The 24811-nt window shown below is 68.5% G+C and carries 18 protein-coding genes and 1 tRNA gene; 9 read left to right on the forward strand and 10 right to left on the reverse strand.

What is annotated here, in order from left to right; all coding sequences use genetic code 11:
* Positions 1-166 precede the first annotated feature (166 nt).
* A complete protein-coding gene (locus tag ACYVJ3_RS15780) occupies positions 167-1768 on the reverse strand; it encodes a copper resistance CopC/CopD family protein (protein ID WP_460854031.1) in 1602 nt (533 codons plus the stop codon).
* Between the two features lie 101 nt (positions 1769-1869).
* On the opposite strand from ACYVJ3_RS15780, the gene ACYVJ3_RS15785 reads away from it, so the two are divergent.
* Positions 1870-2535 (forward strand): YcnI family copper-binding membrane protein, encoded by a 666-nt coding sequence (locus ACYVJ3_RS15785; RefSeq protein WP_460854032.1) that lies wholly within the window; start codon positions 1870-1872, stop codon positions 2533-2535.
* A gap of 10 nt (positions 2536-2545) precedes the next feature.
* Here the strand turns inward: ACYVJ3_RS15785 and ACYVJ3_RS15790 are convergent, their stop codons facing one another.
* From ACYVJ3_RS15790 to ACYVJ3_RS15810, 5 genes are all read right to left on the reverse strand, one after another.
* On the reverse strand, positions 2546-3511 hold the full coding sequence (locus tag ACYVJ3_RS15790) for a hypothetical protein (protein WP_460854033.1): 966 nt from the start codon (positions 3509-3511) through the stop codon (positions 2546-2548).
* A 94-nt stretch (positions 3512-3605) separates the two neighbouring features.
* Positions 3606-4754, reverse strand: a complete 1149-nt coding sequence (locus ACYVJ3_RS15795; RefSeq protein ID WP_460854034.1) for a zinc-binding dehydrogenase — start codon at positions 4752-4754, stop codon at positions 3606-3608.
* 120 nt (positions 4755-4874) lie between these two features.
* The gene (locus ACYVJ3_RS15800; protein ID WP_460854035.1) at positions 4875-6221 is read right to left on the reverse strand and encodes an MFS transporter; all 1347 of its coding nucleotides are present in this window, start codon (positions 6219-6221) and stop codon (positions 4875-4877) included.
* A gap of 88 nt (positions 6222-6309) precedes the next feature.
* Entirely contained in the window at positions 6310-8133 is a 1824-nt protein-coding gene (locus tag ACYVJ3_RS15805; RefSeq protein WP_460854036.1) for a phosphoenolpyruvate carboxykinase (GTP), read from the reverse strand.
* 329 nt (positions 8134-8462) lie between these two features.
* Complete coding sequence (locus ACYVJ3_RS15810; protein WP_460854037.1) at positions 8463-9908, reverse strand: gamma-aminobutyraldehyde dehydrogenase; 1446 nt, start codon at positions 9906-9908, stop codon at positions 8463-8465.
* A gap of 72 nt (positions 9909-9980) precedes the next feature.
* Here ACYVJ3_RS15810 and ACYVJ3_RS15815 point away from each other — a divergent pair, with 72 nt between their 5' ends.
* Together ACYVJ3_RS15815 and ACYVJ3_RS15820 are read left to right on the forward strand one after the other, a co-directional pair.
* Positions 9981-11375 (forward strand): aspartate aminotransferase family protein, encoded by a 1395-nt coding sequence (locus tag ACYVJ3_RS15815; protein WP_460854038.1) that lies wholly within the window; start codon positions 9981-9983, stop codon positions 11373-11375.
* A 250-nt stretch (positions 11376-11625) separates the two neighbouring features.
* Entirely contained in the window at positions 11626-12159 is a 534-nt protein-coding gene (locus tag ACYVJ3_RS15820; protein WP_460854039.1) for a gamma carbonic anhydrase family protein, read from the forward strand.
* Position 12160: 1 nt separating this feature from the next.
* Here ACYVJ3_RS15820 and ACYVJ3_RS15825 read toward each other — a convergent pair whose 3' ends face one another.
* The 4 genes from ACYVJ3_RS15825 to ACYVJ3_RS15840 form a co-directional block, all read right to left on the reverse strand.
* Entirely contained in the window at positions 12161-12352 is a 192-nt protein-coding gene (locus ACYVJ3_RS15825) for a hypothetical protein (RefSeq protein WP_460854040.1), read from the reverse strand.
* A gap of 67 nt (positions 12353-12419) precedes the next feature.
* Positions 12420-13466, reverse strand: coding sequence for a type IV toxin-antitoxin system AbiEi family antitoxin domain-containing protein (locus ACYVJ3_RS15830; RefSeq protein ID WP_460854041.1), 1047 nt, complete (start codon positions 13464-13466; stop codon positions 12420-12422).
* A gap of 26 nt (positions 13467-13492) precedes the next feature.
* Positions 13493-15526, reverse strand: a complete 2034-nt coding sequence (locus ACYVJ3_RS15835; RefSeq protein WP_460854042.1) for an SDR family oxidoreductase — start codon at positions 15524-15526, stop codon at positions 13493-13495.
* Between the two features lie 57 nt (positions 15527-15583).
* Positions 15584-16648, reverse strand: a complete 1065-nt coding sequence (locus ACYVJ3_RS15840) for an LLM class F420-dependent oxidoreductase (protein WP_460854043.1) — start codon at positions 16646-16648, stop codon at positions 15584-15586.
* Between the two features lie 96 nt (positions 16649-16744).
* Here ACYVJ3_RS15840 and ACYVJ3_RS15845 point away from each other — a divergent pair.
* The 6 genes from ACYVJ3_RS15845 (at position 16745) to ACYVJ3_RS15870 (ending at position 24803) form a co-directional block, all read left to right on the forward strand.
* A tRNA-Arg gene (locus ACYVJ3_RS15845) sits at positions 16745-16817 on the forward strand.
* Positions 16818-16961: 144 nt separating this feature from the next.
* On the forward strand, positions 16962-17726 hold the full coding sequence (locus ACYVJ3_RS15850) for a DUF3800 domain-containing protein (RefSeq protein WP_460854044.1): 765 nt from the start codon (positions 16962-16964) through the stop codon (positions 17724-17726).
* 258 nt (positions 17727-17984) lie between these two features.
* Positions 17985-19466, forward strand: a complete 1482-nt coding sequence (locus ACYVJ3_RS15855; RefSeq protein ID WP_460854045.1) for a class I SAM-dependent DNA methyltransferase — start codon at positions 17985-17987, stop codon at positions 19464-19466.
* Complete coding sequence (locus ACYVJ3_RS15860; RefSeq protein WP_460854046.1) at positions 19463-20617, forward strand: restriction endonuclease subunit S; 1155 nt, start codon at positions 19463-19465, stop codon at positions 20615-20617. The genes ACYVJ3_RS15855 and ACYVJ3_RS15860 overlap by 4 nt, the downstream gene beginning before the upstream one ends.
* The gene (locus tag ACYVJ3_RS15865; protein WP_460854047.1) at positions 20617-21438 is read left to right on the forward strand and encodes a hypothetical protein; all 822 of its coding nucleotides are present in this window, start codon (positions 20617-20619) and stop codon (positions 21436-21438) included. The genes ACYVJ3_RS15860 and ACYVJ3_RS15865 overlap by 1 nt, the downstream gene beginning before the upstream one ends.
* The gene (locus tag ACYVJ3_RS15870) at positions 21435-24803 is read left to right on the forward strand and encodes a DEAD/DEAH box helicase family protein (RefSeq protein ID WP_460854048.1); all 3369 of its coding nucleotides are present in this window, start codon (positions 21435-21437) and stop codon (positions 24801-24803) included. The genes ACYVJ3_RS15865 and ACYVJ3_RS15870 overlap by 4 nt, the downstream gene beginning before the upstream one ends.
* Positions 24804-24811: the final 8 nt, after the last annotated feature.

Consider the following 24811-nt stretch of genomic DNA (forward strand, 5'->3'; position numbering starts at 1 on the left):
CGCCCACGCAAACGCCTTGACTACGCTGCACCCTCAGAGCTGATCAACGGACTGTTGTTGCGATGACCCTGCGAGCCCGCCCAGGGAAACCTGCACTCCCCAAGCGTTGCAACGCGTGGGAAGTGCAGGTTCGGGTGCATACCTTGGGAAACCTGCGCCCCGCCCGTCAGCGAATCGGAAGATCCGTGGTGGCGGTGTGCTCGTCGATCGCGGAGGTGCGTACGTCGACGGCAAGGGTCCACGTGCCCACGACAGGTACGGCGACGCTGCCGACCAGGTGACCCCGGGCCACGCGGTGCATCGAGACGGGCAGCGGGCCGAGGCTCCTGCCCGGCAGCGAGACGGTGACGTCGACCTCGGGTGGGTCGGTCGGTCGGCGATCGGCGTCGAGCAACCGCAGGTCGAGGTCGAGCATCCGGTCACCGGTCGGCACGGCGGAGACCTCGACGACGTCGGTCCCGGTGGTCAGCCGCGCGGTCGTCGACGGGTGGTAGGCCACGGCCGCGGGCATCGTCGTCGCGATCACCGTCGTCACGCCGATGATCGCCATGCCGAGGACCAGCTCCCGCTCGACCGCGCGCAGCGGCCCGGCGTCGCCGTGGCGTGCCCGGCGTACCCAGCGCCGTGAGAACGCCGCGGCGACCAGCGTCAGCACTACCAGCGCGAGCTTGACCAGCAGCTCGCGGCCGTACGTCGTCGCGGTCAGCGCCGCCCGCGCCCCCACCTGCTTCCAGGCCTGGTAGGTGCCGGTCACCACCAGCGCCACGACGCACGCCAGCGCGATGGTGGAGAACCGGGTGACCAGCTCGCGGGGGTCGCCCTTGCCCGGCAGGACCAGCAGTGCCAGCACCGCGAGCCCGCCGATCCAGATCGATGCGACCGCGACGTGGATCGACGTCGAGACGAACTCCAGCGGTCCGGCCACCCCGTGCCCGGTCATCGCGAACGACACCACCAGCACCAGGCCGGCCAGGGCCGCCAGCGCGACGCGCGCCCTCCCGCCGACCAGGACCAGCGCCGCGGCGAACACGAGCGCGGCGGCGATGCGCAGCAGCAGCCCGTGCCCGAACGTCGTGGACAGCACGGCCCCCACGAGCGACGGCCGCCCGATCGCGGACCAGCCGAGGCCGGCGTCGTACGCACCCTGTACGCCGAGAGCGACGACCGCGCTGCCGACCAGGCACGCCACACCCCCGCCGAGCAGCCGCCGCCGGCCGCGCGCGGTGCCGGCGGCGCCGGTGCGGGCCAGGGCGAGCAGCAGCGAGCCCCCGAGGAGCAGTGCCGAGCCGGCGTACCCGATGCCCCTGGCAACACCCAGCAGGGTGCCGAGACCGGTGTCGGAGGTGACCTGCGGGGCGCTCGGGGCCATCGACCGCCGGCCGACGGAGAAGGTGAAGGCCCCCGAGATCGGGTGCGAGTCGGCCGAGACGACGCGCCAGGAGACGAGATAGGTCCCCTTCGCGCCCGAGCCGATCGCGACGTCGATGGTGTTGCCCCTGCCGCCGGGCCGCACCAGCGCCCCGTGGTCGACCCGCTCTCCGTCGGGTCCGTAGACCCGCAGCGAGTCGGGGACCGTGGTGACGGCCTCGTCGAAGGTGATCGCGACGGAGCTCGGTGCGGTCCGAAGCAGGCTGCCGGGCGCGGGAGTGCTCGAGACGACCATCGCGTGCGCCGATGCCGGCGACGAGCCGAGGAGCACCCCGAGCACACAGGCAGCGACGACGACTGCGCCGAGGCAGGCGCGCCTGAGGACCCGAGAGCGTGACACGTGGACACATCCTTGTGAGACCGGACGAGGAACCGGAATCATCGTAGGACCGATCCGGTCGCCACTCGGGGCGACGGACGGGAGTCTCGGAAGGCCGACCCATGTCTCGCTCCCTGCTGCGCACCCTCGCCGGAACCGCGACCCTGGCCCTGGTCACCATCGGCAGCCCCGCGCTCGCCCATGTGACCGTCAACCCCGACACCGCCGAGGGCGGCGGCTACGACAAGCTCACGTTCCGCGTGCCGACCGAGTCCGCGACCGCGTCGACGACCAAGGTCCAGGTCTTCCTTCCGGCCGACCATCCGTTCGGGTCGGTGAGCGTCCAGCCGGTGGCCGGCTGGACCTACAAGGTGGCAGAGAAGAAGCTCGCGACCCCCCTCACCACCGACGACGGCCAGGTCACCCAGGCGGTCTCGCAGATCACCTGGACAGCCGCGTCGAAGGCGTCGGCCATCAAGCCCGGCCAGTTCCAGGAGTTCGGCCTCTCGCTCGGCCCGCTGCCCGACTCGGGGTCGCTGATCTTCAAGGCCCTGCAGACCTACTCCGACGGCAAGGTCGTCCGCTGGATCGAACCGCAGGTCGAGGGCGCCGCCGAGCCCGAGCACCCCGCGCCGACGCTGACGATCACCTCCGGCGCCGACGGCAGCGGTACGTCGACCGCCGACTCCGGCGGCGACAGCCGGTCGGGCTGGGCGCTCGGCCTGTCCGGCCTCGCCGTCGTCATCGCTGCCGGCGGGACCGCGCTGGGACTGCGCCGCAAGCCCTGATCGGCACCGGCTACATGCCGGAGCGCGGCCAGGTGCCGAGGTTGACCGGCGACGAGGTGGTGTCGCGGTAGCACGACTGCGCGAGGACGGTGAGTGCCCGACGCTGCAGCCGGCTCAGGCTCGCGCACATCGGCGAGTCCTGCATGCCAAGCACCTGGCGCCACCTGCCGGAGACCTTCGCCCAGATGGCCAGGTACCCGCCGCAGGAACCGACGTCGCCCATGGCGAAGCCGTGGTGGCTGTAGCGCTCGAGCGCCACCCACGGGGTGTTGTCGCAGCCGTACTTCGTCGCCGCCGCCTGCTCCTTGTTCCACACGTGATCGCCGAAGGCGCGCAGGTCGGTCGGCGCCGGTGCGAAGGCCCAGGAGCCCTGGTTCGGCCCGGTGATCGTCCCGCGGTCGGTGTCGTCGTTCGTGACGATGAGCGGTCCGGCGTACCTCCAGGTGCGGTGGCCCGCGGCGATCCCGAGCGTGCCGCGGTGGACGCTGTGCATGAAGCAGCAGCCGTCGTACCCGTCGAAGAGGAAGCGCACCTTGCCGTCGACGAACGCCAGCTTCCGGGTGGCCTCGTTCTCCTGCGCGGCGGGCACCGAGGAGAGGTCCTTCCAGACCAGCAGGTGCGCGTGAGCGCCGTACAAGAGGACGATCTGCGGCAGGCCGACACCACCGGCGTTGCAGTCCATCGGCACGGCGGTGACCCAGCCGGAGTGACCCGTGACGTGCCCGTGGATGGCGCGTCCGATCCGCAGCCTCGCGGAGCCGTTCATCCCCCAGTCCTGCTGGTAGCCGTCGAGGTGCGCGGCGGGGTGCCCGCAGGAGGCAGGGATCTCCGCGTTCCGCAGGGCCTGCTGGTACGGCGCCAGGGTCCGCTGCGCCGGCGTACGGACCGCGCCGGAGGCCGGCGCCAGCGCGAACGCCGCGAGGACGACCAGGAGGGCGAGAAGAACAGCGAGGCTGCGCGAGGCCGGCTTGAGCATGGGGAGATCATCACGGCTGCACGCCGCTGCCGCAGCGGGTCGAGCGAGCACCCCACCAAACATCGGCCGACCCGGGCGAACACCGCCGGCCGGTCTAGACCGTCGGATCCACCAGGATCTTCGCGTGCCGCTCGGGGTCGGCGAGGTCGGTGAAGGCCTGGGCGACGCCGTCCAGGCCCACGGTCCCGGTGATGAGCGGGGTGACGTCGACCTTGCCCTTGGCGATCCACTGCAGGGTCTGGTGGAACTCGCTGGGGTCGTAGGCGAACGCGAAGCGCAGCTCGACCTCCTTGTTGATCGCCATCGACGGCCGGAAGGAGTCCGCGTTCATGCACACGCCGACCACGACGATGCGCGAGAGCAGCGGCGCGTGGGTGATCGCGTGCTCGATCATGCCGGGCACGCCGACGCACTCGAAGACGACCGGCCCGCGCGGCGTCGCGCCGGCCTTCTCGGCGGCCCGCATGACGTGCGCCCACGGCAGCAGAGGTACGGCGGTCAGCTTGTCCATCGCGTCGATGCCCATCTTGGCCAGGGCGATCGGGTCGGTCAGGTAACGCTTGGAGTCGGCGAAGGAGGTCCACGGCGAGTCGACCGCGGGGTCGACGACGACATCGGCGCCGCACCGCTCGGCGAGCGCGCGACGGCCCGCGGAGAAGTCGCTCGCGATCACGTGGCGGACCCCCGTGGCCTTGAGCATGAGGATCACCGCCAGCCCGATCGGTCCGCAGCCCAGCACGACCGCCGTGTCCCTGGCACCGACCCGGCCCTTGCGCACGGCATGGAGCGCGACCGCCATCGGCTCGACCAGCGCCGCCGACTCGGTCGACACCTCGTCCGGCACGCGCATCGCCATCGACTGCGTGACGAGCACCTGCTCGGCGTACCCACCGGATGCCTTCTCCGAGAGGCCGGTGAGCTGGACGCCTCCGTCCTGCTGAAGCACCGGCAGCGCCACGAGCCGGGTCCCGACCGGCCACGTCTTGCGCGTCCGCGGCCCATGGTTGACGACCGTGCCGACGAACTCGTGGCCCATCACGACGTGCTGGTCGGAGCGCATGAAGTCGTCGTAGCCGAGCTCGGCGACGTCCTGCGCCGTCGCGTCGCCGTGGGTGCGGGCGTGCAGGTCGGAGCCGCAGATCCCGCAGCGCTGCACGTCCAGGAGCACCTGCCCCTCGCCCGGGACGAGGTCGGGGACCTCTTGGACCGACAGCTCGGACTGGTGGCAGACGACCGCGCGCATGGCTCGGAGAGTACGCCGTTGCAGGTTTCCCAAGGGATGCACCCGAACCTGCACTCCCCAAGCGCTACAACCATGGGGAGGTGCAGGTTTCCCTGCATCCCTTGGGAAACCCGCAGGACCTCAGACGCCGATCTCGCCGCCGAGCCCCAGGTGCACGACGTGCTCGCCGCCGCGCATCCGCTCGATCGCGCCGGGGTGCTCGCGACGGAGGTGGGCCACCGCGCGGCGGCGGTAGCGCAGGATCTGCACGACGCCGAGGGCCCAGAAGAGGTACTGCACGCAGAGCGCCACCCGGAAGTCGTCGAGCGTGTACGTCGACGCGCCACCCGGCGCCCGCTGGTCGAGCACCACGCCCACCAGCGCCATCGTGATCAGGCTGGCCAGGAAGCCGCCGATGTTGACCAGCCCGTTGGCGCGCCCGATCGCGGTCACCGGCGCGAAGATCCGCGCCAGGTCGAAGCCGACCATCGACGCCGGGCCGCCGGTCGCGATGACGAAGGCGAGCGCGACGATCAGCCACACCGGCGCGCGCTCGTCGTACGACAGCACGACCGACCACATCACCACGATCGCGAGCACGATGCCGACCACGACGTAGCTGCGGTAGTAGGGCCAGCGCGCCGTCACCCAGCTCAGCACCAGCCCGCTGACGATCACCCAGCCGGTCATCGCCATCAGCAGCGTCGAGGCGTCCACGGTGCTCCAGCCCTCGCCGCGCACCAGGAAGGGGAAGCCCCACAGCATCGCGAAGACCGTGGTCGAGAACTGCGAGGTGAAGTGCGTCCACATGCCCAGCCGCGTCCCCGGGTGCGCCCACACCTGCCGCAGCGAGCGGGCGAGCACCTCGAGCTTGACCCGCTCCGCCTCGCGCCGGGCGTACGGCGAGTCCCGCACCAGCGCGAGCACCGCGACGATGACCAGCGCACCGAGGCCCGAGGCGATCAGGAACGCGGGCGTCCAGCCGAGGTGGTGCAGCGCGAGCGTCAGCGGCGTGGCCGCGGCCAGCGCGCCGAGCTGGCCGAGCTGACCGGTGAGCTGGCTGACCAGCGGCGTGCGCCGGGCCAGGAACCACAGCGTCACCAGCCGGATCACGCTCACGAAGATCATGGCGTCGCCGGCGCCGACCAGTGCTCGCGCACCCAGCGCCGCCGGGAAGCTCCCCGCGAACGCGAAGGCGAGCTGCCCGGCACTCATCATCAGCACGCCCGCGAGGATCAGCCGCTTCGAGCCGAAGCGATCGAGCAGCACACCCACGGGGATCTGCAGGCCGGCGTACAGGATCAGCTGGAGCACCGTGAACAGCGACAGCTGTGTGGCGCTGATCCCGAACCTGTCCTCGGCCATCAGCCCGGCGACACCGAGCGAGGAGCGGTGGAAGATCGCCAGGACGTACGCCGCGAGCGCGGTCAGCCAGATCGCGTACGCGCGCCGTCCGCCGATGTCGTGCAGCTGATCACCCGCGGTCACCCCGCCATCTTGGCAGCGCCGGGAAACGCGGAAGGCCCGCACCCCCTGCGGGGAACGGGCCTTCCGGTTCAGCTGTGGTGCAGGGAGCTCAGCTCTCCTCGAGCGCCTTCGCCACCCGGCGGTGGGCCTCCCAGATCGCCTCGGGCAGGCCGTCGAACTGGTGGAGGTGCTTCTCGCGGTGACCCATCTCCTGGATCCAGCGCTCCTTGTCGATGGTGAGCACGGTGTCGAGGTCGGCGAGCGTCTGCTCGTCGAGCCCGTCGAGGTTGAGCTCCTCGCGGGTCGGGATGACGCCGACCGCGGTGCGGTTGCCCTCGACCTCGCCGTTGCGGTACTGCATCAGCCACAGCAGCGGGCGGAGGTTCTCGCGGTAGCCGGGCCACAGGAAGCGGCCGTCCTCGCCGCGCTGGAACCAGTTGACGTGCGCGAAGATCGGGTTGTTCGTGGCCTTGCCGACGACGTCGAGCCAGTGCTGGCCGTAGTCCGCCTCGGGGTAGGACATGAACGGGCGCATCGACATCGGGTCGTAGCGGAGCACGCCCTCGAGACCGTCGGCCGCGAAGGTCGCCTCGGCGCCGAGCGTCAGGCCGTCGTACACGCCCTCGGCCAGGTCGTCGATCGCACGGACCAGCGGCTCGCGGTCGCGGGTGCGACCGCCGAAGATGATGCCGTGGATCTCGACGCCGGCCGCGTCGTCGTAGTCAGCCGCGACGTTCGGGACGTTCGCGAGCGTCGTGGTGAAGCGGGAGTTCGGGTGCGCCCAGGCGTCGTCGGCCTGCTCGGGGGTCCGGTCGGCGATCTTCTCGCCCTTCCAGTCCAGCCAGCCGTCGAGGTCGGCGGGCTTCTCGGACTTGCCCTCCCACCAGACCTCCTGCGTCTTCTCGTTGTAGGCGACGTTGGTGTAGATGACGCCCAGGCCCGGCTTGATCGACTCGATCGCGGTCGGGTTGGTCTTCTCGTTGGTGTCCTTGGCGACGCCGAAGACACCGTTCTCCGGGTTGAAGCCACGGAGCACGCCGTTCTCGTCGACCCAGATCCAGGCGATGTCGTCGCCGTAGAACTCGACGTGGTAGCGGTCACCGAGCGCGTCGGGGGCCAGCGTCATGGCGAGGTTGGTCTTGCCGGAGGCCGACGGGAAGCCGCCGCAGATGTTGTACTTCGTGCCGGCGACCTTGTCGGTGATGCCGAGCAGCATGAACTGCTCCACGAGGAAGCCGTTCTTCCAGCCGTCGTAGGAGCCCTGGCGCAGGCCGTGGGCGATCTTGCCCAGGAGCGCGTTGCCGCCGTAGGACGAGCCGAAGTGCAGGATCGTGCGCTCGTCGGCGACGGTCACGAAGTAGCGCTGGTCGTCGGGGGTGCCCTGGCCGAGGTTCGGCAGGTCGCCGGTGACGTGCACGGCGCGGACGAAGTCGTTGCCGAGGTGGTTGATGTAGTCCACGCCGACGCGGGCCATGCGGATCATCTGCAGCACGACGCCGACGTTGTCGGTGAGCTCGACGCCCGCGGCGAACTTGTCCAGCGGACCGCCGGCCGGAGCCATCAGGTAGGGGATGACGTACATCGTCTTGCCCTGGGAGGCGCCGGTCATCAGCTCGACGAGCTTCGGCTTCATCTCCGAGGCGGGACGCCAGTTGTTGTAGGTGCCCTTGTCGGACTCGTCCGAGGTCGCGACGATGGTGCGCTCCTCGGCCCGCGCGGTGTCCTTGAAGTAGGACCGCGAGTAGTAGGAGCCGTCGCCGGCGGGGAGCAGCTCACCCGCGTCGAGCGCGACCTGGATCAGACGGGCGTCGTCGGACGCCGAGACGACCTCGACGTTGTCGGCGCCGGTGATACCGGCCCAGTGTGCGACGTACTCCCGAACCTGGGAGTTCGTGAGGCCGCCCTCGTCGAGCGCCTTCTCCACATCCACCATCTGCCTTGCCAGCCTTTCGGTCCTGTTCAGGGTGAGCCGACGCTACCCCAGGAATGGGGCTGCTGGTCGACCCGTTGCAGCACGGAGCTGCCTGATCGTTGGACGCCGTCGTCCGCATCGCCACCATCTCACCTGCTGGGACGGGTCCGCACACCAGGGTGGATCTTCGTGGCTCATTCCCGCGGCTCGGGACGCAGGCGATGGATCCGCATGGCCTGGCGCGGGAGACTTGGGTTGCCGCTCAGCATACGGGAGGTCGGGCGCCTGGCCAGCGTGTGAGACGCCACCTCCGGCGTTACCTCGACCACCAGGCGGACGCCGTACGCCGCTCAGTCGCCGGTGTAGCTCATGACGTGCTTGATCCGCGTGTAGTCCTCGAGGCCGTAGAGCGAGAGGTCCTTGCCGTAGCCGGAGTGCTTGAAGCCGCCGTGCGGCATCTCGGCGACGAGCGGGATGTGGGTGTTGATCCAGACGCAGCCGAAGTCGAGCTTGTTGCTCATCCGCAGGGCACGGCCGTGGTCGCGGGTCCAGACCGACGAGGCCAGGCCGTACGGCACGCCGTTCGCCAGCCGCAGCGCCTCGGCGTCGCCGGAGAACCGCTGGACGGTGATGACGGGCCCGAAGATCTCCTCGCGGATCACCTCGTCGTCCTGTCGTACGCCGGTCAGCACGGTGGGTTCGTAGAAGTACCCGCCATCGCCGCCGACCACGACGGCATGACGGCCGCCGGCGGCCACGGTGACGTGGCCGGGGACGCGATCGACCAGCCCGCTCACCCGCTCGAGCTGGGAGGCGTTGTTGAGGGCGCCGTAGAGGACGTCCTCGTCATCGGGCATGCCGGTCCGGGTGGCGCGCGCCTGCTCGACCAGGGCGGCGACGAGCTCGTCGTGCACCGCGTCCGCGACCAGCACCCGCGTGGCCGCCGTGCAGTCCTGCCCGGCGTTGAACCAGCCGGCGACGGCGATCCCCTCGGCCGCCCTGGCGATGTCGGCGTCCTCGAAGACCACCACCGGCGCCTTGCCGCCGAGCTCGAGGTGGACCCGCTTCACGTCCGCCGCGGCGGAGCCCGCGACCTCGCGGCCGGCTCGCACGGAGCCGGTGATCGCGACCATCTGCGGGGTCGGGTGCTCGACCAGCAGCCGGCCGGTGTCGCGATCGCCGCAGACGACGTTGAGCACGCCGGGCGGCAGGTGCTCCTGGCAGAGCTCGGCCAGCAACGTCGAGCTCGCGGGCGTGGTGTCGCTGGGCTTGAGCACGACGGTGTTGCCCGCCGCCAGCGCCGGCGCGATCTTCCAGATCATCATCATCAGCGGGTAGTTCCACGGGGTCACCTGGCCGACGACACCGACCGGCTCACGCCGGATCCAGCTGGTGTGATCGGGCATGTACTCCCCCGCCGACCGACCCTCCAGCAACCGCGCAGCACCGGCGAAGAACCGCACCTGGTCGATCGCCGGCGGCAGCTCCTCCTCCATGGTGAGCTGGAACGGCTTGCCGGTGTCCTTCACCTCGACCCCGCACAGCTCCTCGGCCCGCGCCTCGATCGAGTCCGCGATCCGCAGCAGCGCCCGCTGGCGCTCCTTCGGGGTGATCGCGGCCCAGGCGTCGAAGGCGGTCGCCGCGGCGGCGTACGCCTGGTCGACATCGGCGGCGCCCGAGAGCGGCGCCTTCGCATAGACGCTGCCCGAGGTCGGGTCGAGGACGTCGTACGTCGCCCCGTCAGCCGCCTCGCGGGGCTTGCCGTCGATGACATTGCGGAAGATCTGCTCAGCCATGCCTCGACGCTACTCCGAAAATCTCCGCCCGCGGGAGGACCGAGCCGCAGAATCTTCTGCCACGATGAGGACATGGACGATGCAGAGCTGCAACGGTCCGCGAAGGACAACCTCTGGATGCACTTCACCCAGCACGGCAGGTACGCCGCCGAGGGTGCTGCTCACGACGTACCCGTGATGGTGCGCGGCGAGGGCGCGTACCTCTACGACAGTCATGGCAAGCGCTACCTCGACGGGCTGGCGGGCCTCTTCGTCTCCCAGCTCGGCCACGGCCGGCACGAGCTCGCCGAGGCGGGCGCGGCGCAGGCCAAGGAGCTGGCGTTCATGCCGCTGTGGTCCTACGCGCACCCGAAGGCGATCGAGCTGGCCGCGCGCCTGGCGGCGCTGGCGCCCGGCGACCTGGACCGGGTGTTCTTCACCTCCGGCGGCGGCGAGGCCGTCGAGTCGGCGTGGAAGCTGGCCAAGAACTACTTCAAGCTCACCGGCAAGCCGATGAAGCACAAGGTGATCAGCCGGTCGATCGCCTACCACGGCACCACCCACGGCGCCCTCTCGATCACCGGCCTGCCCGGCCTCAAGCAGCAGTTCGAGCCGCTGGTCCCCTCGACGTTCCGTGTCCCGAACACCAACCTCTACCGCGCCTCCGAGATCACCGGCGGGCTCTTGAACGGCTCCGACCCCGAGGCGTTCGGCCGCTGGGCCGCCGACCAGATCGCGGTCGCCATCGAGGACGAGGGGCCCGACACGATCGCCGCGGTCTTCCTCGAGCCGGTGCAGAACGCGGGTGGCTGCTTCCCGCCGCCGCCAGGCTACTGGCAGCGCGTGCGGGAGATCTGCGACGAGCACGACGTGCTCCTCGTCTCCGACGAGGTGATCTGCGCCTTCGGGCGGCTCGGCACGATGTTCGGTGCCGAGAAGTTCGACTACGTCCCCGACATCATCACCTGCGCGAAGGGCCTCACCTCGGGCTACGCGCCCCTCGGCGCGATGATCGCCTCCGCCCGGCTCTTCGAGCCCTTCGCGAGCGGCGACGCGATGTTCGCGCACGGCTACACCTTCGGCGGCCACCCCGTGTCGACCGCCGTCGGCCTGCGCAACCTGGAGCTCTTCGAGTCCGAGCAGGTCCTGCAGCGGGTCGAGGAGAACGCCCCGGTCTTCCGCGCGACGCTGGAGAAGCTGCTCGACCTGCCCATCGTGGGCGACGTACGCGGTGAGGGGTTCTTCTACGGGATCGAGCTGGTCAAGGACAAGGCCACCAAGGAGTCCTTCACCCACGCCGAGTGCGAGCGCATCCTCTACGGCACCGTCTCCAAGGGCCTGTACGACGCCGGCCTGTACTGCCGCGCCGACGACCGCGGCGACCCGGTCATCCAGCTCTCGCCGCCACTGATCTGCACCGCCGAGCACTTCGACGAGATGGAGCAGATCATCCGGGGCGTCCTGGAGAAGGCCTGGACCGAGGTCTGAGGCATCCGTCGGAGCCGGCGCAAATGTCTAGCCCACCGGGCGCGCGGGCGCGACATGTCACCGGGCTCCCGCTCCGTTACATCGAGCTGAAAACTTTCTGGAAAAAACTTCCCCGGAAACGTGACACGCCGTCCCGGACTCTGGCAGCATTCACCTCGCCGCCGCAGACGACCCGAGACGTTTGCGGCGGCGCTTAGTTTTTCCGGCGCGAGCGCGTCGCCGCAGGACCGGCCTGCCCTAACCTGCCGTTGTGTTCATCTACGAGTTCGAGGGCAAGCGCCCGCAGGTCCACCCGGACGCCTTCGTCGCGCCGACGGCCACGCTGATCGGCGACGTGACGGTCGAGGCGGGCGCGAGCATCTGGTACGGCGTCGTGCTGCGAGCCGACATCTGCACGATCGTCGTGCGTGAGGGCGCGAACATCCAGGACAACTCCGTCGTCCACGGCGGGCCCGAGGCGGTCGTCGAGATCGGGCCGCACTCGACGGTCGCGCACAGCTGCGTCATGCACGGCAAGCGCCTGGGCGAGAAGTCGATCCTCGCCAACAACTCCGTCATGCTCGACGACTCCGTCGTCGGCGACGGCACGATGGTGGCCGCCGGCTCGATGGTCACGCCGGGCGGCGAGATCCCGGCCGGCGTACTCGCTGCCGGCGCGCCCGCCCAGGTCAAGAAGCCGATCGCGGGCACCCCGTCGGAGTTCTGGGTCCAGGTCAACGGCGACTACTACGCCGACCTCGCGCGCCGTCACAAGGCGAGCATCACGCCGGTCGAGCAGGCCTGAGCTACTTCCCCCGGCGTACGACGACGAAGCCGAGGGCCACACCGAGGCCGGCCAGTCCCCCGCCGATGTTCGCCCACCACTTGCTGGTGTCGCCGGACGCGCCGATCAGGCCCATCCCGCCGAGCCACAGGAAACCCCCGATGCCGAGCAGCACCAGGGCGATGACGAGGCCGACGACTCTTCCGGAGATCACGCCCTCAGCGTAGGGCGAACATCGTGTGGATCTGCGGCCACCTCATGGCCACAGATCCACACGATGTTCAGCCGCACGCCGGGCAGCGGGTCGCCGTGCCCGTCCAGCCACGGATCTGGAGCACCGCAGCGACCCGCACGGCGGTTGCGCACGCGCGCTCGGTCTGCCCCCATCCGAGTCGCAGCGTGAGCAAGCCGCCGACCGCGGCATCGAGGTCGCGATCGAGATCCCTGTCGCGATCGCCCGCACGGGTGTGGTGGAGCCGGCCGTCGAGCTCCACGACCGTCCTGAACCGTTGGTAGACCACGTCACGGTAGATCGTGCCCTTCGCCGCGGCACGCACCTGTCGGTCCGCACTCGGCAGCCCGTGGGCTCGCTCGACGCGCTGGAGGTAGCGCTGCTCGAGCACCGAGCACGCACCGTCGCGAGCATCGGCCAGCACGGCAGCGATGAACGCACGCCGGCGGCTGCGGGTCCGCCGGGCGAGGGCCGCCAGCGCCTCGTCGGGCCGCAGCCGCTGCGCGCCCACGGCGTCGGCGATGCTGGCGATCGCGTCGATCTCCCGCGGCGCCTCATCGGCGAGGTCGAGCACCCAGTCGGTCGTGTGCTGGCGCGGCGGGAGCGCGGTCATGTCGACCTGCTGGTCGAACGATCGCGATCTGCGGACGACGACGCCGGCAGGAGGCCGCAGGCTGCGGCTCGCGGGGACCATCAGCTCGATCGGGCGGCCGTCGTCGGGGCCCGTCATCAGGCGCAGGCTGGACGCCCGTTGGGCGGACTCGGCGCGCAGCGCCGCCGGCCAGCATGCGAGCACGGCCGCCCAGGCCCGCTGCTCCCAGGTCGGCGTACCGGTGTGGTTGATGAGCACGCCAGGATGGAGGGGCACGAGGTCACGGTGGCGGACCATCCGACGTACGTCGTGAGGGGCGAAGCCGAGCTCCAGCAGCTGCGCCCGGCGTACGACGCCCGACTGGCGGTTGAGCAGCGCGCCGAGCATGCCGATGCGTCGGTCCGGCAGGTCCATCGCACGAGCGTGCGTCGTCGCGGCCAGCCGCTCAAGGGCGAGCTCGCACCCTGTGGAGAACGAGACCGTGTGGATCTGTGGCCACCCCATGACCACAGATCCACACGATCACAGGCTCAGCGCCAGCTGAGGCCCTTGACCAGCCGCTTGACCATCTCGACCTGCGACTTCGGCTCGGCGTCGGCCGGAGCGGCCTCGGTGCCCTCGGCGTGGGCGCGGGCGGCGGCGGAGTCGGGGAAGGCCTGGTAGGCCAGGCTCATCACGCGGTGGGCGGTCTTGGGGGCGGCGGTGTGCAGCGCGGCACCCATCTGGCCGGACAGCGTGTTGATCGCCTCGGGCTTGTCGACCATCGCCTTGATGACGATGTCGCCGGCCTGGCCGGGCGAGATGGTCGGGAACTTCTCATACATCTTGGTCGGCGCGATCATCGGCGTGCGCACCAGCGGCATCCGGATCGCGGTGAACGAGATGCCGTCCGCGTGCAGCTCGGAGGCGACCACGTTCGACCAGGAGTCGAGGGCGGCCTTGGAGGCGGCGTACGCCGAGAACCGCGGGATCTTCGTGAGCACCGCGATGGAGGACAGGTTGACCACGTGTCCGCCGCCGGTCTCCGACATCTTCGGGATCAGGCCCATGACGAGCCGGATCGCACCGAAGTAGTTGAGCTGCATGGTGCGCTCGAAGTCGTGGAAGCGGTCGAGCGAGAGCTTGATCGAGCGGCGGATCGACCGGCCGGCGTTGTTGACGATGAAGTCGACCCGCGGCAGCTCCTCGCTGATCCGCGCGCACAGTGCGTCGATCGCCTCGAGGTCGGAGAGGTCGCACGGGAAGACGTACGCCGTACCGCCGCGCGACTCGATGGTCCGCTTGAGCACCTCGAGCTTCTCGGCGCCGCGGGCCACCAGGACCGGGATGCCACCGACCGCGGCCACCTTCTTCGCGGTCACCTCACCGATGCCGGACGAGGCGCCGGTGATGACGACGTACTTGCCCGACAGCGCCTTGCGCGCCTTCTTGTCGCGCGCGGTCGTGTCGTCGAGGTTCTCCTCCCAGTAGTTCCACAGGAGCTCGGCGTACGACGAGAGCGGCGGGACCGTGATGCCCGAGCCGGCCAGCAGCTCCTGGGCGTTCGTGGAGTCGAAGGTCGCGGTGAAGTTCACGTGGCCGAGGACCTCGGCCGGGATGCCGGTGACGCCGGACGTCGAGCCGAGCAGCAGCTGCGCGGGCTTGGAGCGCACCGCGGCGCCAAGCAGCGAGGCCGGGCGCAGGGCCTCGGGCAGCGCCTTGATCGGGCCCGCCTCGGAGATGCGGCGGTCGACCGGCGTCGCGAACTTCGGCGCCCGCGCGGCCTTGCAGAACGCGTTGATCATCTCGATCACGCCCTGCGGCTCGGGGTTGGTCAGGAAGAACGCCTCGCCGTCGTGGCCGGGCACGTGCGCGATGTGGTCCATCGCCTTGGCGATGTAGTCGACCGGCACGATGTTGGTGTCGCGCAGGTCGATGCCGATCAGCGGGATCCAGCCGGGGAGCACGTCGCGCATCCGCTTGATCATCGGGAAGAAGTAGTAGGGACCGTCGATCTTGTCCATCGCGCCGGTCTCGGAGTCGCCGACCACGATCGCGGGGCGGTAGACCCGCCACGGCACGGGCGACTCCTCCCGCACGATCTTCTCGGACTCGAACTTCGTCCGGTGGTACGCCGACGGGAGCGGCTGTCCCTCGTCGAACATGTCCTCGGTGAAGACGCCCTTGTAGTCGCCGGCGGCCGCGACGGAGGAGACCTGGTGGAACGTGCCGGCCTCGAGCGCGCCCGCGAGCTCCAGGGCGTTGCGCGTGCCGTCGATGTTCATCGCGTCGTTCATCGCCTCGCTGGCGGTCATGTCGTAGATCGCCGCGAGGTGGAAGAAGTGCGTGATGTCGCCCTTGTGCTCGGCGATCCAGTCGGCATCGACGCCGAGCGCGGGCGCGGAGAGGTCGCCGATGACCGGCTTGACCCGGTCGGATCCCCATTCCTGGATCAGCCGCTCGAGGCGGTCCAGCGACCCCGCACGGCACAGGACGTGGATGTCGCCCTCGCGGTTGGCGAGGAGCTCACGGATCAGGAAGCGCCCGATGAAGCCAGTGGCGCCGGTCACGAAGTAGGAACCCATGACCGGAAAGTTATCGCCGATCTGCGATCACGTCTCTAGCGGGACGAGATGTCTCGCTCAGCGCCTCTCCGCGAGGAGGCCCGCGAGGATCCTCATGTGCGCGACCTTGTCGTGGTCATCGGGCGCGACGGGGCTGGTCAGCAGGGTGCGCACGCCGCCGGCGTACAGGGCGTCGAGCTTCTTCCGCAGGACGTCCTCGTCGCCGAAGAGGGTGATCGCGTCGACCAGGTCGTCCGGTACGGCGGCCGCCGCCTCGGCCTTCTTGCCGTCGAGGTAGAGGTCCTGGATCTCCGTGGCCTCGGCCTCGTAGCCGTAGCGGCACGCGAGCTGGTTGTAGAAGTTCTTGCCGCGGGCGCCCATGCCCCCGATGTACAGCGCGAGCTGGTTGCGGGCCGCGGCGAGCGCCTCGGGCGCGGGCTCCCCGACGCAGAACGCGATCTGCAGCTGTACGTCGAGCTCGCCGAGGCTCGGGTCGCGCTTGGCCAGGCCCTCCTCCAGCGCGCCGCCCCACGCCTGGAACGACTTGCCGGGGTGGAAGAAGAGCGGCTGCCAGCCCTCGGCGATCTCGGCGACGAGGGCGACGTTCTGCTCGCCGAGCGCGGCGATGGAGACGGGGATGTCGCTGCGGACCGGGTGGTTGATGATCTTCAGCGGCTTGCCGAGGCCGGTGCCGCCGTCGTCCTTGGTCAGCGGCGCCTTGTAGTACTTGCCCGAGTGGTCGAGGACCTCACGGCGCCACACCTTGCGACAGATCTCGACGACCTCGCGCTGACGGGCCACCGGGGCGTCGTACTTGATGCCGTGGAAGCCCTCGACGACCTGCGGGCCCGACGCACCGATGCCGAGGGTGAAGCGGCCGTTGGAGACGTAGTCCAGGCCGGCGGCCGTCATCGCGAGCAGCGCGGGGGTGCGCGAGTAGATCTGCAGGATCGCGCTCATGATCTCGAGCCGCTCGGTCTTGGCGGCGACGTAGCCGAGCTGGCTGACCCCGTCGAAGGAGTACGCCTCCGGGATCGCGACGAGCTCGAGCCCGTTGCGCTCGTAGTCCTGGAGCAGCTCGACCGTCTCGCCGAACTCTCCGGCGTAGTTGATGATCATGCCCAGCTTCATCGGTGCGCTCATGATTCGTGAGCATAGGGCGTTCCCGCGACCTCGATTCGGCACCAGCCCGAGCCCTCCGCTATTCTCGACCGGTCGCAAGGCAACGCCGCGCGACATGCGCCTGTAGCTCAACGGATAGAGCATCTGACTACGGATCAGAAGGTTTGGGGTTCGAATCCCTACAGGCGCGCAAGACACGAACCGGCCCTGATCAGCGGAAACGCTGGCGGGGCCGTTTCGCATTTGTGTGCCGCCGGACCGCGTCTCTCACAAGGCCCTCACGGATCTGCCCGAGTCCCGCCGCGCTGTCGGGTGCGCATGCCAGGGTGGTTGGGTGCTGATCGCGTACATCGATGAGTCTGGTGACACCGGAGATCCCGCCCTGCAGGGCTCCTCCGGCTGCTTCGTGCTGGGCTGCGTGCTGATTGACTCAGCGGATTGGGCGACGGCGTTCGATCACCTGGTCGGATTCCGGCGTCAGATCAAGTCCACCTTCGGTCCGCTCATGCGCCAGGAGCTCAAGGCGAACCACCTGATCCGCAACGCAGGCGGGCTGCGGCCGCTTGGCCTTTCGCCCGGACAACGCCAGCTGATCTACGCCTACCACCTAAACCAGCTGTCCAGCATGAAGGCGCGTGCCTTCGCCGTGGTTGTCGACAAGGCGGCCACCGGAGCCGTCGGCTCGCAATGTCTCGACATGGCATGGGGGACGCTGCTGCAGCGGCTGGAACGCACCACGCACTACGAGAACACCGACATGCTCATCGTTCACGACGAGGGCGAGGACGCAACGATTCGCAAGTTCGTACGCAAGTCGCGGAGGCACATGACCTCTGGGAGCTACTTCGGCGGTACCACCTTCAACAATCCCTTCCGACGTCTGATTGAAGACCCGAGCTCGAGGGCGTCACACGAGTCGTACTTCTTGCAACTTGCCGATCTTGTGGCATATGCCGGGTGGCGAACCTATGTGCCGCCAGGGCCCGGTCCAGCCAAGGTCGTCCCGGCGACGATGTGGGCGCAGCTTGGGCCAGCTGCGCACTCAAAGGTCAATGGGCTGTCGCGGATCGGTGCGCCGGGCGTCGTCATCAGAAAGTAAGAAGCCCCCGCCGAAGCGGGGGCAGGAAGCGCCTACCCCGACCACAGGGTCGGATCAGCACTTGGCAGCAGGCTAGCGCGCAGCGCCTACAAAGCGGGGATCTTGAGCAACGGCGGGCTGGGCAAAGCAACCGGGCCCCCCGGATTGGGATGTGTCGGAAGGTTTCGAGAGCCTGCCCGGCTGCACCGGAAGGACCGGTCAGCAGGAGGTCCGCCAATGCCCAGCCAGCCATCACCCGCGCCTCATAAGGTGGGCACCGTGATCACGGGAGAGCTGAAGAGCAAGATCGACGGCGTCTGGAACGCCTTCTGGTCCGGCGGCATCGCCAACCCGCTCGAGGTCATCGAGCAGATCACCTACCTGCTCTTCCTCCGCCGTCTCGACGACCTGCAGGCGATCGCCGAGAAGAAGGCGCGCATCACCGGCGGCGTGATCGAGGACGCCAAGTTCCTGCCCGGACAGGAGCACCTGCGCTGGAGCCGGTTCAAGAATCTCGACGCCGACGTCATGTACAAGACGGTCCAGAGTGAAGTCTTCCCGTTCCTGCAGGGGTACGGCGCTCAGGTCGGCGGCGACGACGCGACGTACGTCGATCACATGAAGGACGCCCGCTTCACCATCCCAACGCCGGCGCTGCTGTCGAAGGTCGTCGACATGCTCGACACCATTCCGATGGACAACCGCGACACCAACGGCGATCTCTACGAGTACATGCTCTCCAAAATCGCCAGTGCCGGGCAGAACGGGCAGTTCCGCACACCCCGCCACATCATCCAGCTGATGGTCGACATGATGGCGCCGCAGCCCGACGACGAGATCTGTGACCCGGCGTGCGGTACGGCCGGCTTCCTGGTCGCGGCCAGTGAGTACGTCCGCACCCAGCACCCGACGGCGCTGACCGACGCCACCCAGCGGGCGCACTTCCACAAGTCGATGTTCCATGGATATGACTTCGACAACGTCATGCTGCGGATCGGCTCCATGAACATGCTGCTGCATGGCATCGAGTCGCCCGATATCCGCTACCGCGACTCGCTATCCGAGGGTGCGGCCGGCGATGCCGACAAGTACACGCTGATCCTCGCTAACCCGCCGTTCGCCGGATCGCTGGACTACGAGTCGACCGCGAAGAGCCTTCTGCAGGTCGCGAAGACCAAGAAGACCGAGCTGCTTTTCATGGCGCTCTTTCTCAAGCTGCTCAAGCCCGGGGGTCGAGCGGCGGTCATTGTGCCCGATGGCGTGCTCTTCGGCTCCTCGACGGCCCACAAGGCGCTCAGGAAGACGATCGTCGAGGACCAGAAGCTCGACGCTGTCGTGAAGCTGCCGAGTGGTGTCTTCAAGCCGTACGCCGGTGTCTCCACCGCCATCCTGTTCTTCACGCGCACTGACTCCGGCGGCACCGACGACGTGTGGTTCTACGACGTCCGCGCCGACGGGTTCTCCCTGGACGACAAGCGCAACCCGGTAGAGGCCAACGACCTCCCCGACGTGCTCCGAAGGTGGTCGAGCCTGTCGAGACCCGACTCGGACGAGAGGGACCGGGCCCGCACCGAGCAGTCGTTCCTCGTCCCCAAGGCCGACATCGTCGCCCAGGGCTACGACCTGTCGCTGAACCGCTACAAGGAGATCGAGTACGACGAGGTCGAGCACCGTGCCCCGCTCGACATCATCGCCGACATCGAGGCGCTCGACGAGGAGATCGCGAAGGGCCTGGCCGAGCTGAAGGCGATGCTCTCGTGAAGACGGTCCCTCTTGGCGAGCTCACGGCCGCGGCAGGCAAGCGAGCCGGCGCCGACAACGAACTCCCGGTGTATTCCGTTACCAAGCACTCGGGTTTCGTGCCGAGCCTGGAGTACTTCAAGAAGCAGGTCTTTAGCCGAGATGTTGCCGGCTACAAGCTTGTCGAACCGGGCGACTTCGCCTACGCCACCATCCACCTGGACGAGGGGTCCATTGGGATCGCGCCTGAGAGGTCCCTCATCAGTCCGATGTACACAGTCTTTCGAGCGGACGAGTCGCGGGTCGAGCCTCGCTATCTCATCCGGTTCCTGAAGAGTCCCCGTGCACTCGCCAGCTACGAACAACTCGGACGCGGGGCGATCCATCGACGAAAGGCGATCTCCCTCGCGACCCTCGGGACCCTCGCCGTGCCACTCCCGCGCCTGTCCGAGCAGCGCCGCATCGCCGCGATCCTCGACCAGGCCGACGCCCTCCGCGCCAAGCGCCGCCAGGTCCTCGCCCACCTCGACTCTCTGCCGCAGTCGATCTTCCACGAAATGTTCGGCGATCCCGTCACGAATCCCCATCAGTGGCGGTCGTCCACGTTAGGGGACGCGGCAGCCTGGATGCAGTACGGTCCGCGCTTTCATAACGAGTCCTATTCTGCAGGCGGAATCAGGATCGTCAGGATCACTGACCTCGACCAACAAGGGCGACTCGACTTCGGCACCATGCCGCGGATGGCCGTTACCACCGAGGATCGCGAGAAGTACGGGCTGGCCGCCGGTGACCTCGTGTTCGCGCGCACAGGGGCGACGGTCGGCAAACTCGCGGTCATCAGGGACGCCGACCCGCCCTGCATTGCCGGTGCGTACTTCATCCGCATCAGGCTCGCCGAAGGAGTGCTTCCCGACTACGCGGCAACAGCGATTCGGACGAAAGGTCTGCAATCCATCATCTGGACTAAGTCCCATCAATCCGCACAGCAGAACTTCAGTGGCCCGGGCCTTCGGGCACTGCCTTTGCCCGTCCCACCCGTTGACCTCCAGCGCGACTTCGCCGCCCGTGTCGCGCAGATCGACGTTCAGCGCGCGGTCATACAGCGCGGTCTGGCCGGTAACGACGGGCTCTTTGCGGCGCTTCAATCCCAGGCCTTCCGAGGGGAGCTCTGATGGAAGCCCACGCGCTCGATGGCCTCGACCACACTGAAGCGTTCGGTGCCACTGCAGTCGCTCGAGCGCTGGGTGCCCGAGCTGTAGCCCACGACGACGGTTCACGCCCGCGCATGCACGACGTCTGGCTCGCTTACGAGGATGGGCGCCGAGCCGCTCTGGAGATCACCAGCCACAGCGGTCCGGGTATTCGCCAACGCGACGCCCTCATCGCGGCTGACAACCATCAGTGGCAAGCACCGGGGAACGGGACGTGGACGATCAATGTGCCGACACCTGGGGTGATTCCAGAACTACGTGCGAAGTTTCAGAGCATCATCCGCTGGTGCGAGGAGCACGGGCTCACCAGCACCGCCTACCTCGACGAGTTCTCGGTGCAGCTACCCGTGGACGTGCGATGGGCGGTTCGCTCGGGATGCCACTTCTGGGGCTACTTCCTACCGGAGGCGGGCGACCACGAAGCGATCGTCTACGTGTTGCCCGCAGCCACGGGCGGCGCGGTTGATGAGAGGCTCGAGGGACTCAGCGAGGCGTTGTCGGCAGTGCTTGCAGAGTCGAACCAGAGGGACCACATCGCAAAGGTGATCGATTCCGGTGCAGCCGAGACCCACCTGTTCATCGCGTTCGGGGAAGGTGGCCTCCCGTTCGAGCAAGCCGCGGGACTGCACGGCCGGGTTGAGGCGATCGACTGCGAGCCGCCCCTCCTGCCCGCGGGTCTGGCTGGTCTCTGGTTCGTGGGGTCCTTCTCGCACACGCTCGTCGGCGTGGTCGATGCCCGGTGGCAGCTTCACCAGCTGAGGGACGGCGAGGACGCAGCATGAGCAACTTCGCGTTCGCTCGAGCGTCGCTGCCGGCGGCGCATGCCGATTGTGTGAAGGCGGAGTCGTACCTGTCGAACGACCCAGCGGCAGCCTGCTTCTACAGCCGGCGCGCGATCGAGCAGCTGGTCGGGCACCTGTACGACGTGATGGGGCTGCCGGAGCCGTACCAGAGCGACTTGGCAGCACGGATCAACTCCGCCGCCTTCAAGGCCAAGGTCGGCGTTGGGATCGCGCAGAAGCTCAACGTGATCCGGCGGGTCGGCAACACTGCAGCTCACGAGGGCAAGCCGATCCAGCCGCAGACTGCGTTGAACGTCCTGCGCGAGCTCTTCCACGTCGTGGTGTTCGCGGCGTACCGGTACTCGGCGGACCCGCAGAGCGTTCCAACGAAGGCGCAGTTCGATCCGGCCTTGGCCGCGAAGCTGGCCCCGCTGGCGCGTCAGGACCTGGTGAAGCTCGCCGCGAAGTTCAAGGCGCAGGACGACGCCCACCAGAAGGAGCTCGCCGAGCGCGACGACCTGGCAGCCGCGAAGGACGCCGAGATCGCGGCGCTCAAGGCTCAGATCGCCGCAGCGCAGGCGACGAACAACAAGCCCGACGATCACGACTACTCTGAGGCAGAGACCAGGCAGCTGATCATCGACGTGCTGCTGGCGGAGTCGGGCTGGCAGCTCGATCAGAAGCGTGACCGCGAGTACCCCGTCACTGGCATGCCCAACAGCGAGGGCAGCGGCTTCGTTGACTACGTCCTCTGGGGCGCAGACGGGCTGCCCCTCGCGGTCATCGAGGCCAAGCGGACGGCCAAGAGCCCGCAGGTGGGCCAGCAACAGTCCAAGCTCTATGCTGACTGCCTCCAGGCCGAATTCGGGCGCCGGCCGGTCGTCTTCTATAGCAACGGCTACCAGCACTGGATCTGGGATGACGCGGCTTTCGGTGACTCGGGCTACGCGCCGCGAGACGTGCAGGGCTTCTACAACCGCGACGAGCTCGAGCTGATGATCCAGCGTCGGGAGACCCGGCTCTCGCTCGCCGGCGCCACCGTCGACGCCACGATCGTTGAGCGCTACTACCAGACCCGTGCGATCAAGGCAGTCGGCGCAGCCTTCGACAAGCGCGAGCGCGAGGCACTGCTGGTCATGGCCACCGGCTCCGGCAAGACGCGCACGGTCATCGCTCTGGTTGATCAGCTGATGAAGGCCAACTGGGTCAAGCGTGTGCTCTTCCTGGCCGACCGCACCGCGCTCGTCAACCAGGCAGTCAACGCCTTCAAGACCCACCTTCCCGGCGTCACGACCGTCAACCTGGTGACCGAGAAGGCGATCGACGGGCGGGTGTACGCGTCGACGTACCCGAAGATCATGAACCTGATCAACGACGTCGATGAGGGCAACCGCCGGTTCGGGCCTGGCTATTTCGACCTCATCGTGATCGACGAGGCACACCGCTCCGTCTACCAGAAGTACGGCGCCATCTTCGAGTGGTTCGACGCGCACCTCGTCGGCCTGACGGCGACCCCCAAGGACGAGGTCGACCACAACACCTACCGGCTGTTCCACCTCGAAGACGGAGTCCCCACCGACGCCTACGGTCTCGACGAGGCCGTCGGCGACGGCTTCCTCGTGCCGCCGTTCGGCGTCTCCGTCGGCACCAAGTTCCTGCGCCAAGGCATCCGGTACGACGAGCTCTCCGACGAGGATAAGGACGAGTGGGACGCGCTCGACTGGGGCGAAGACGGTCCACCGGATTCGATCGACTCCGAGGAGCTCAACCGCTTCCTGTTCAACGAGGACACCGTCGACAAGGTGCTCGCGACGCTGATGTCTGAGGGCTACAAGGTCGCCGGCGGCGACCGCCTCGGCAAGACGATCGTGTTCGCCAAGAACCAGGCGCACGCTGAGTTCATCGAGCAGAGGTTCAATGTCGCCTACCCCGAGTACGGCGGCGAGTTCGCGCGGGTCATCACCCACCACACGACGTACGCCCAGAGCCTGATCGACAACTTCTCTCAGCCCGACAAGGCGCCCCATATCGCGATCAGCGTCGACATGCTGGACACCGGTATCGACGTGCCCGAGGTCGTGAACCTCGTGTTCTTCAAGATGGTCCGGTCGAAGTCGAAGTTCTGGCAGATGATCGGCCGCGGTACGCGGTTGCGACCCGATCTCTTCGGCCCCGGCGAGGACAAGAAGGACTTCTTCGTGTTCGACTTCTGCGGGAACCTCGAGTACTTCAGCCAGGACCTCCCGGGCTCGGAGGGCTCGCTCCAGAAGTCGCTGACCCAGCGGCTCTTCGAGTCTCGGCTCGGTTTGGTCCTTGCGCTCGACGGCGCCGGAACCGAGACGAAGCTCCGCGACACCACCGCCGACTGGCTGCACGAGATCGTCGCCGGCATGAACGTCGACAACTTCCTCGTGCGAGCACACCGCCAGGATGTCGAGGCCTGGTCCGACCGCGGTCGGTGGTCGAGCCTGACCAAGGACGACGCGGGCGACATCCTGCACAACCTCGCCGGCTTGCCCTCGACCGTCCGTGACCCCGACGAGGACGCCAAGCGCTTCGACCTCCTCGTGCTCCGCCGCCAACTGGCTCAGCTCGATGGCGATGCCGTCGCCGCCGAGCGCATCCGGGAGACGGTCCAGGCGATCGCTGCAGCGTTGCTGCCGAAGAAGACGATCCCATCGGTCGCAGAACAGCTCCCGTTGCTGGACGAGGTAGCCAGCGACGAATGGTGGGTCGACGTCACCCTGCCGATGCTCGAGGTGATGCGATTACGGCTCCGCGGCCTGGTCCGCTTCGTGGAGAAGACTCGCCAGAGCCCCGTCTACACCGACTTCGAGGACACGCTCGAGGAATCGACACTGGTCGATCTGCCCCAGGTGACGTCAGGAATGAACTGGGAACGGTTCCGCGCCAAGGCGCAGACGTACCTCAGGGAGCACGAGGAGCACCTCGCGCTCCAGCGGTTGCGGCGCAACAAGCAACTGACTGCGGAGGACCTCGAATCACTCGCCGAGATGCTGGTCGCGTCGGGTGGAGACCAGCAGGTCGACCTGGCCTGGGTCACCGAGCGTGCCGGCGCTCTTGGCCCGTTCATCCGTTCCTTGGTCGGTCTCGACCGTGCCGCCGCGGTGGAGGCCTTCGGCGGCTTTCTCGACGAGTCGAGGTTCTCCGTCGAGCAGGTTCGCTTCGTGTCGCTGATCGTCGACGAGCTCACTGCCAATGGCCTTATGGAGCCGGCCCGGCTCTACGAGTCGCCGTACGTCGACCACGGCCACGTGGACGTGATCTTCCCCAACGACTTCGAAGTCATCGTGGACATCCTTCGTGACGTGAACGCCCACGCGGTGCCCAGCGACGTCGCGTAGTCGAGCTG

The sequence above is a fragment of the Nocardioides montaniterrae genome (assembly GCF_054782655.1).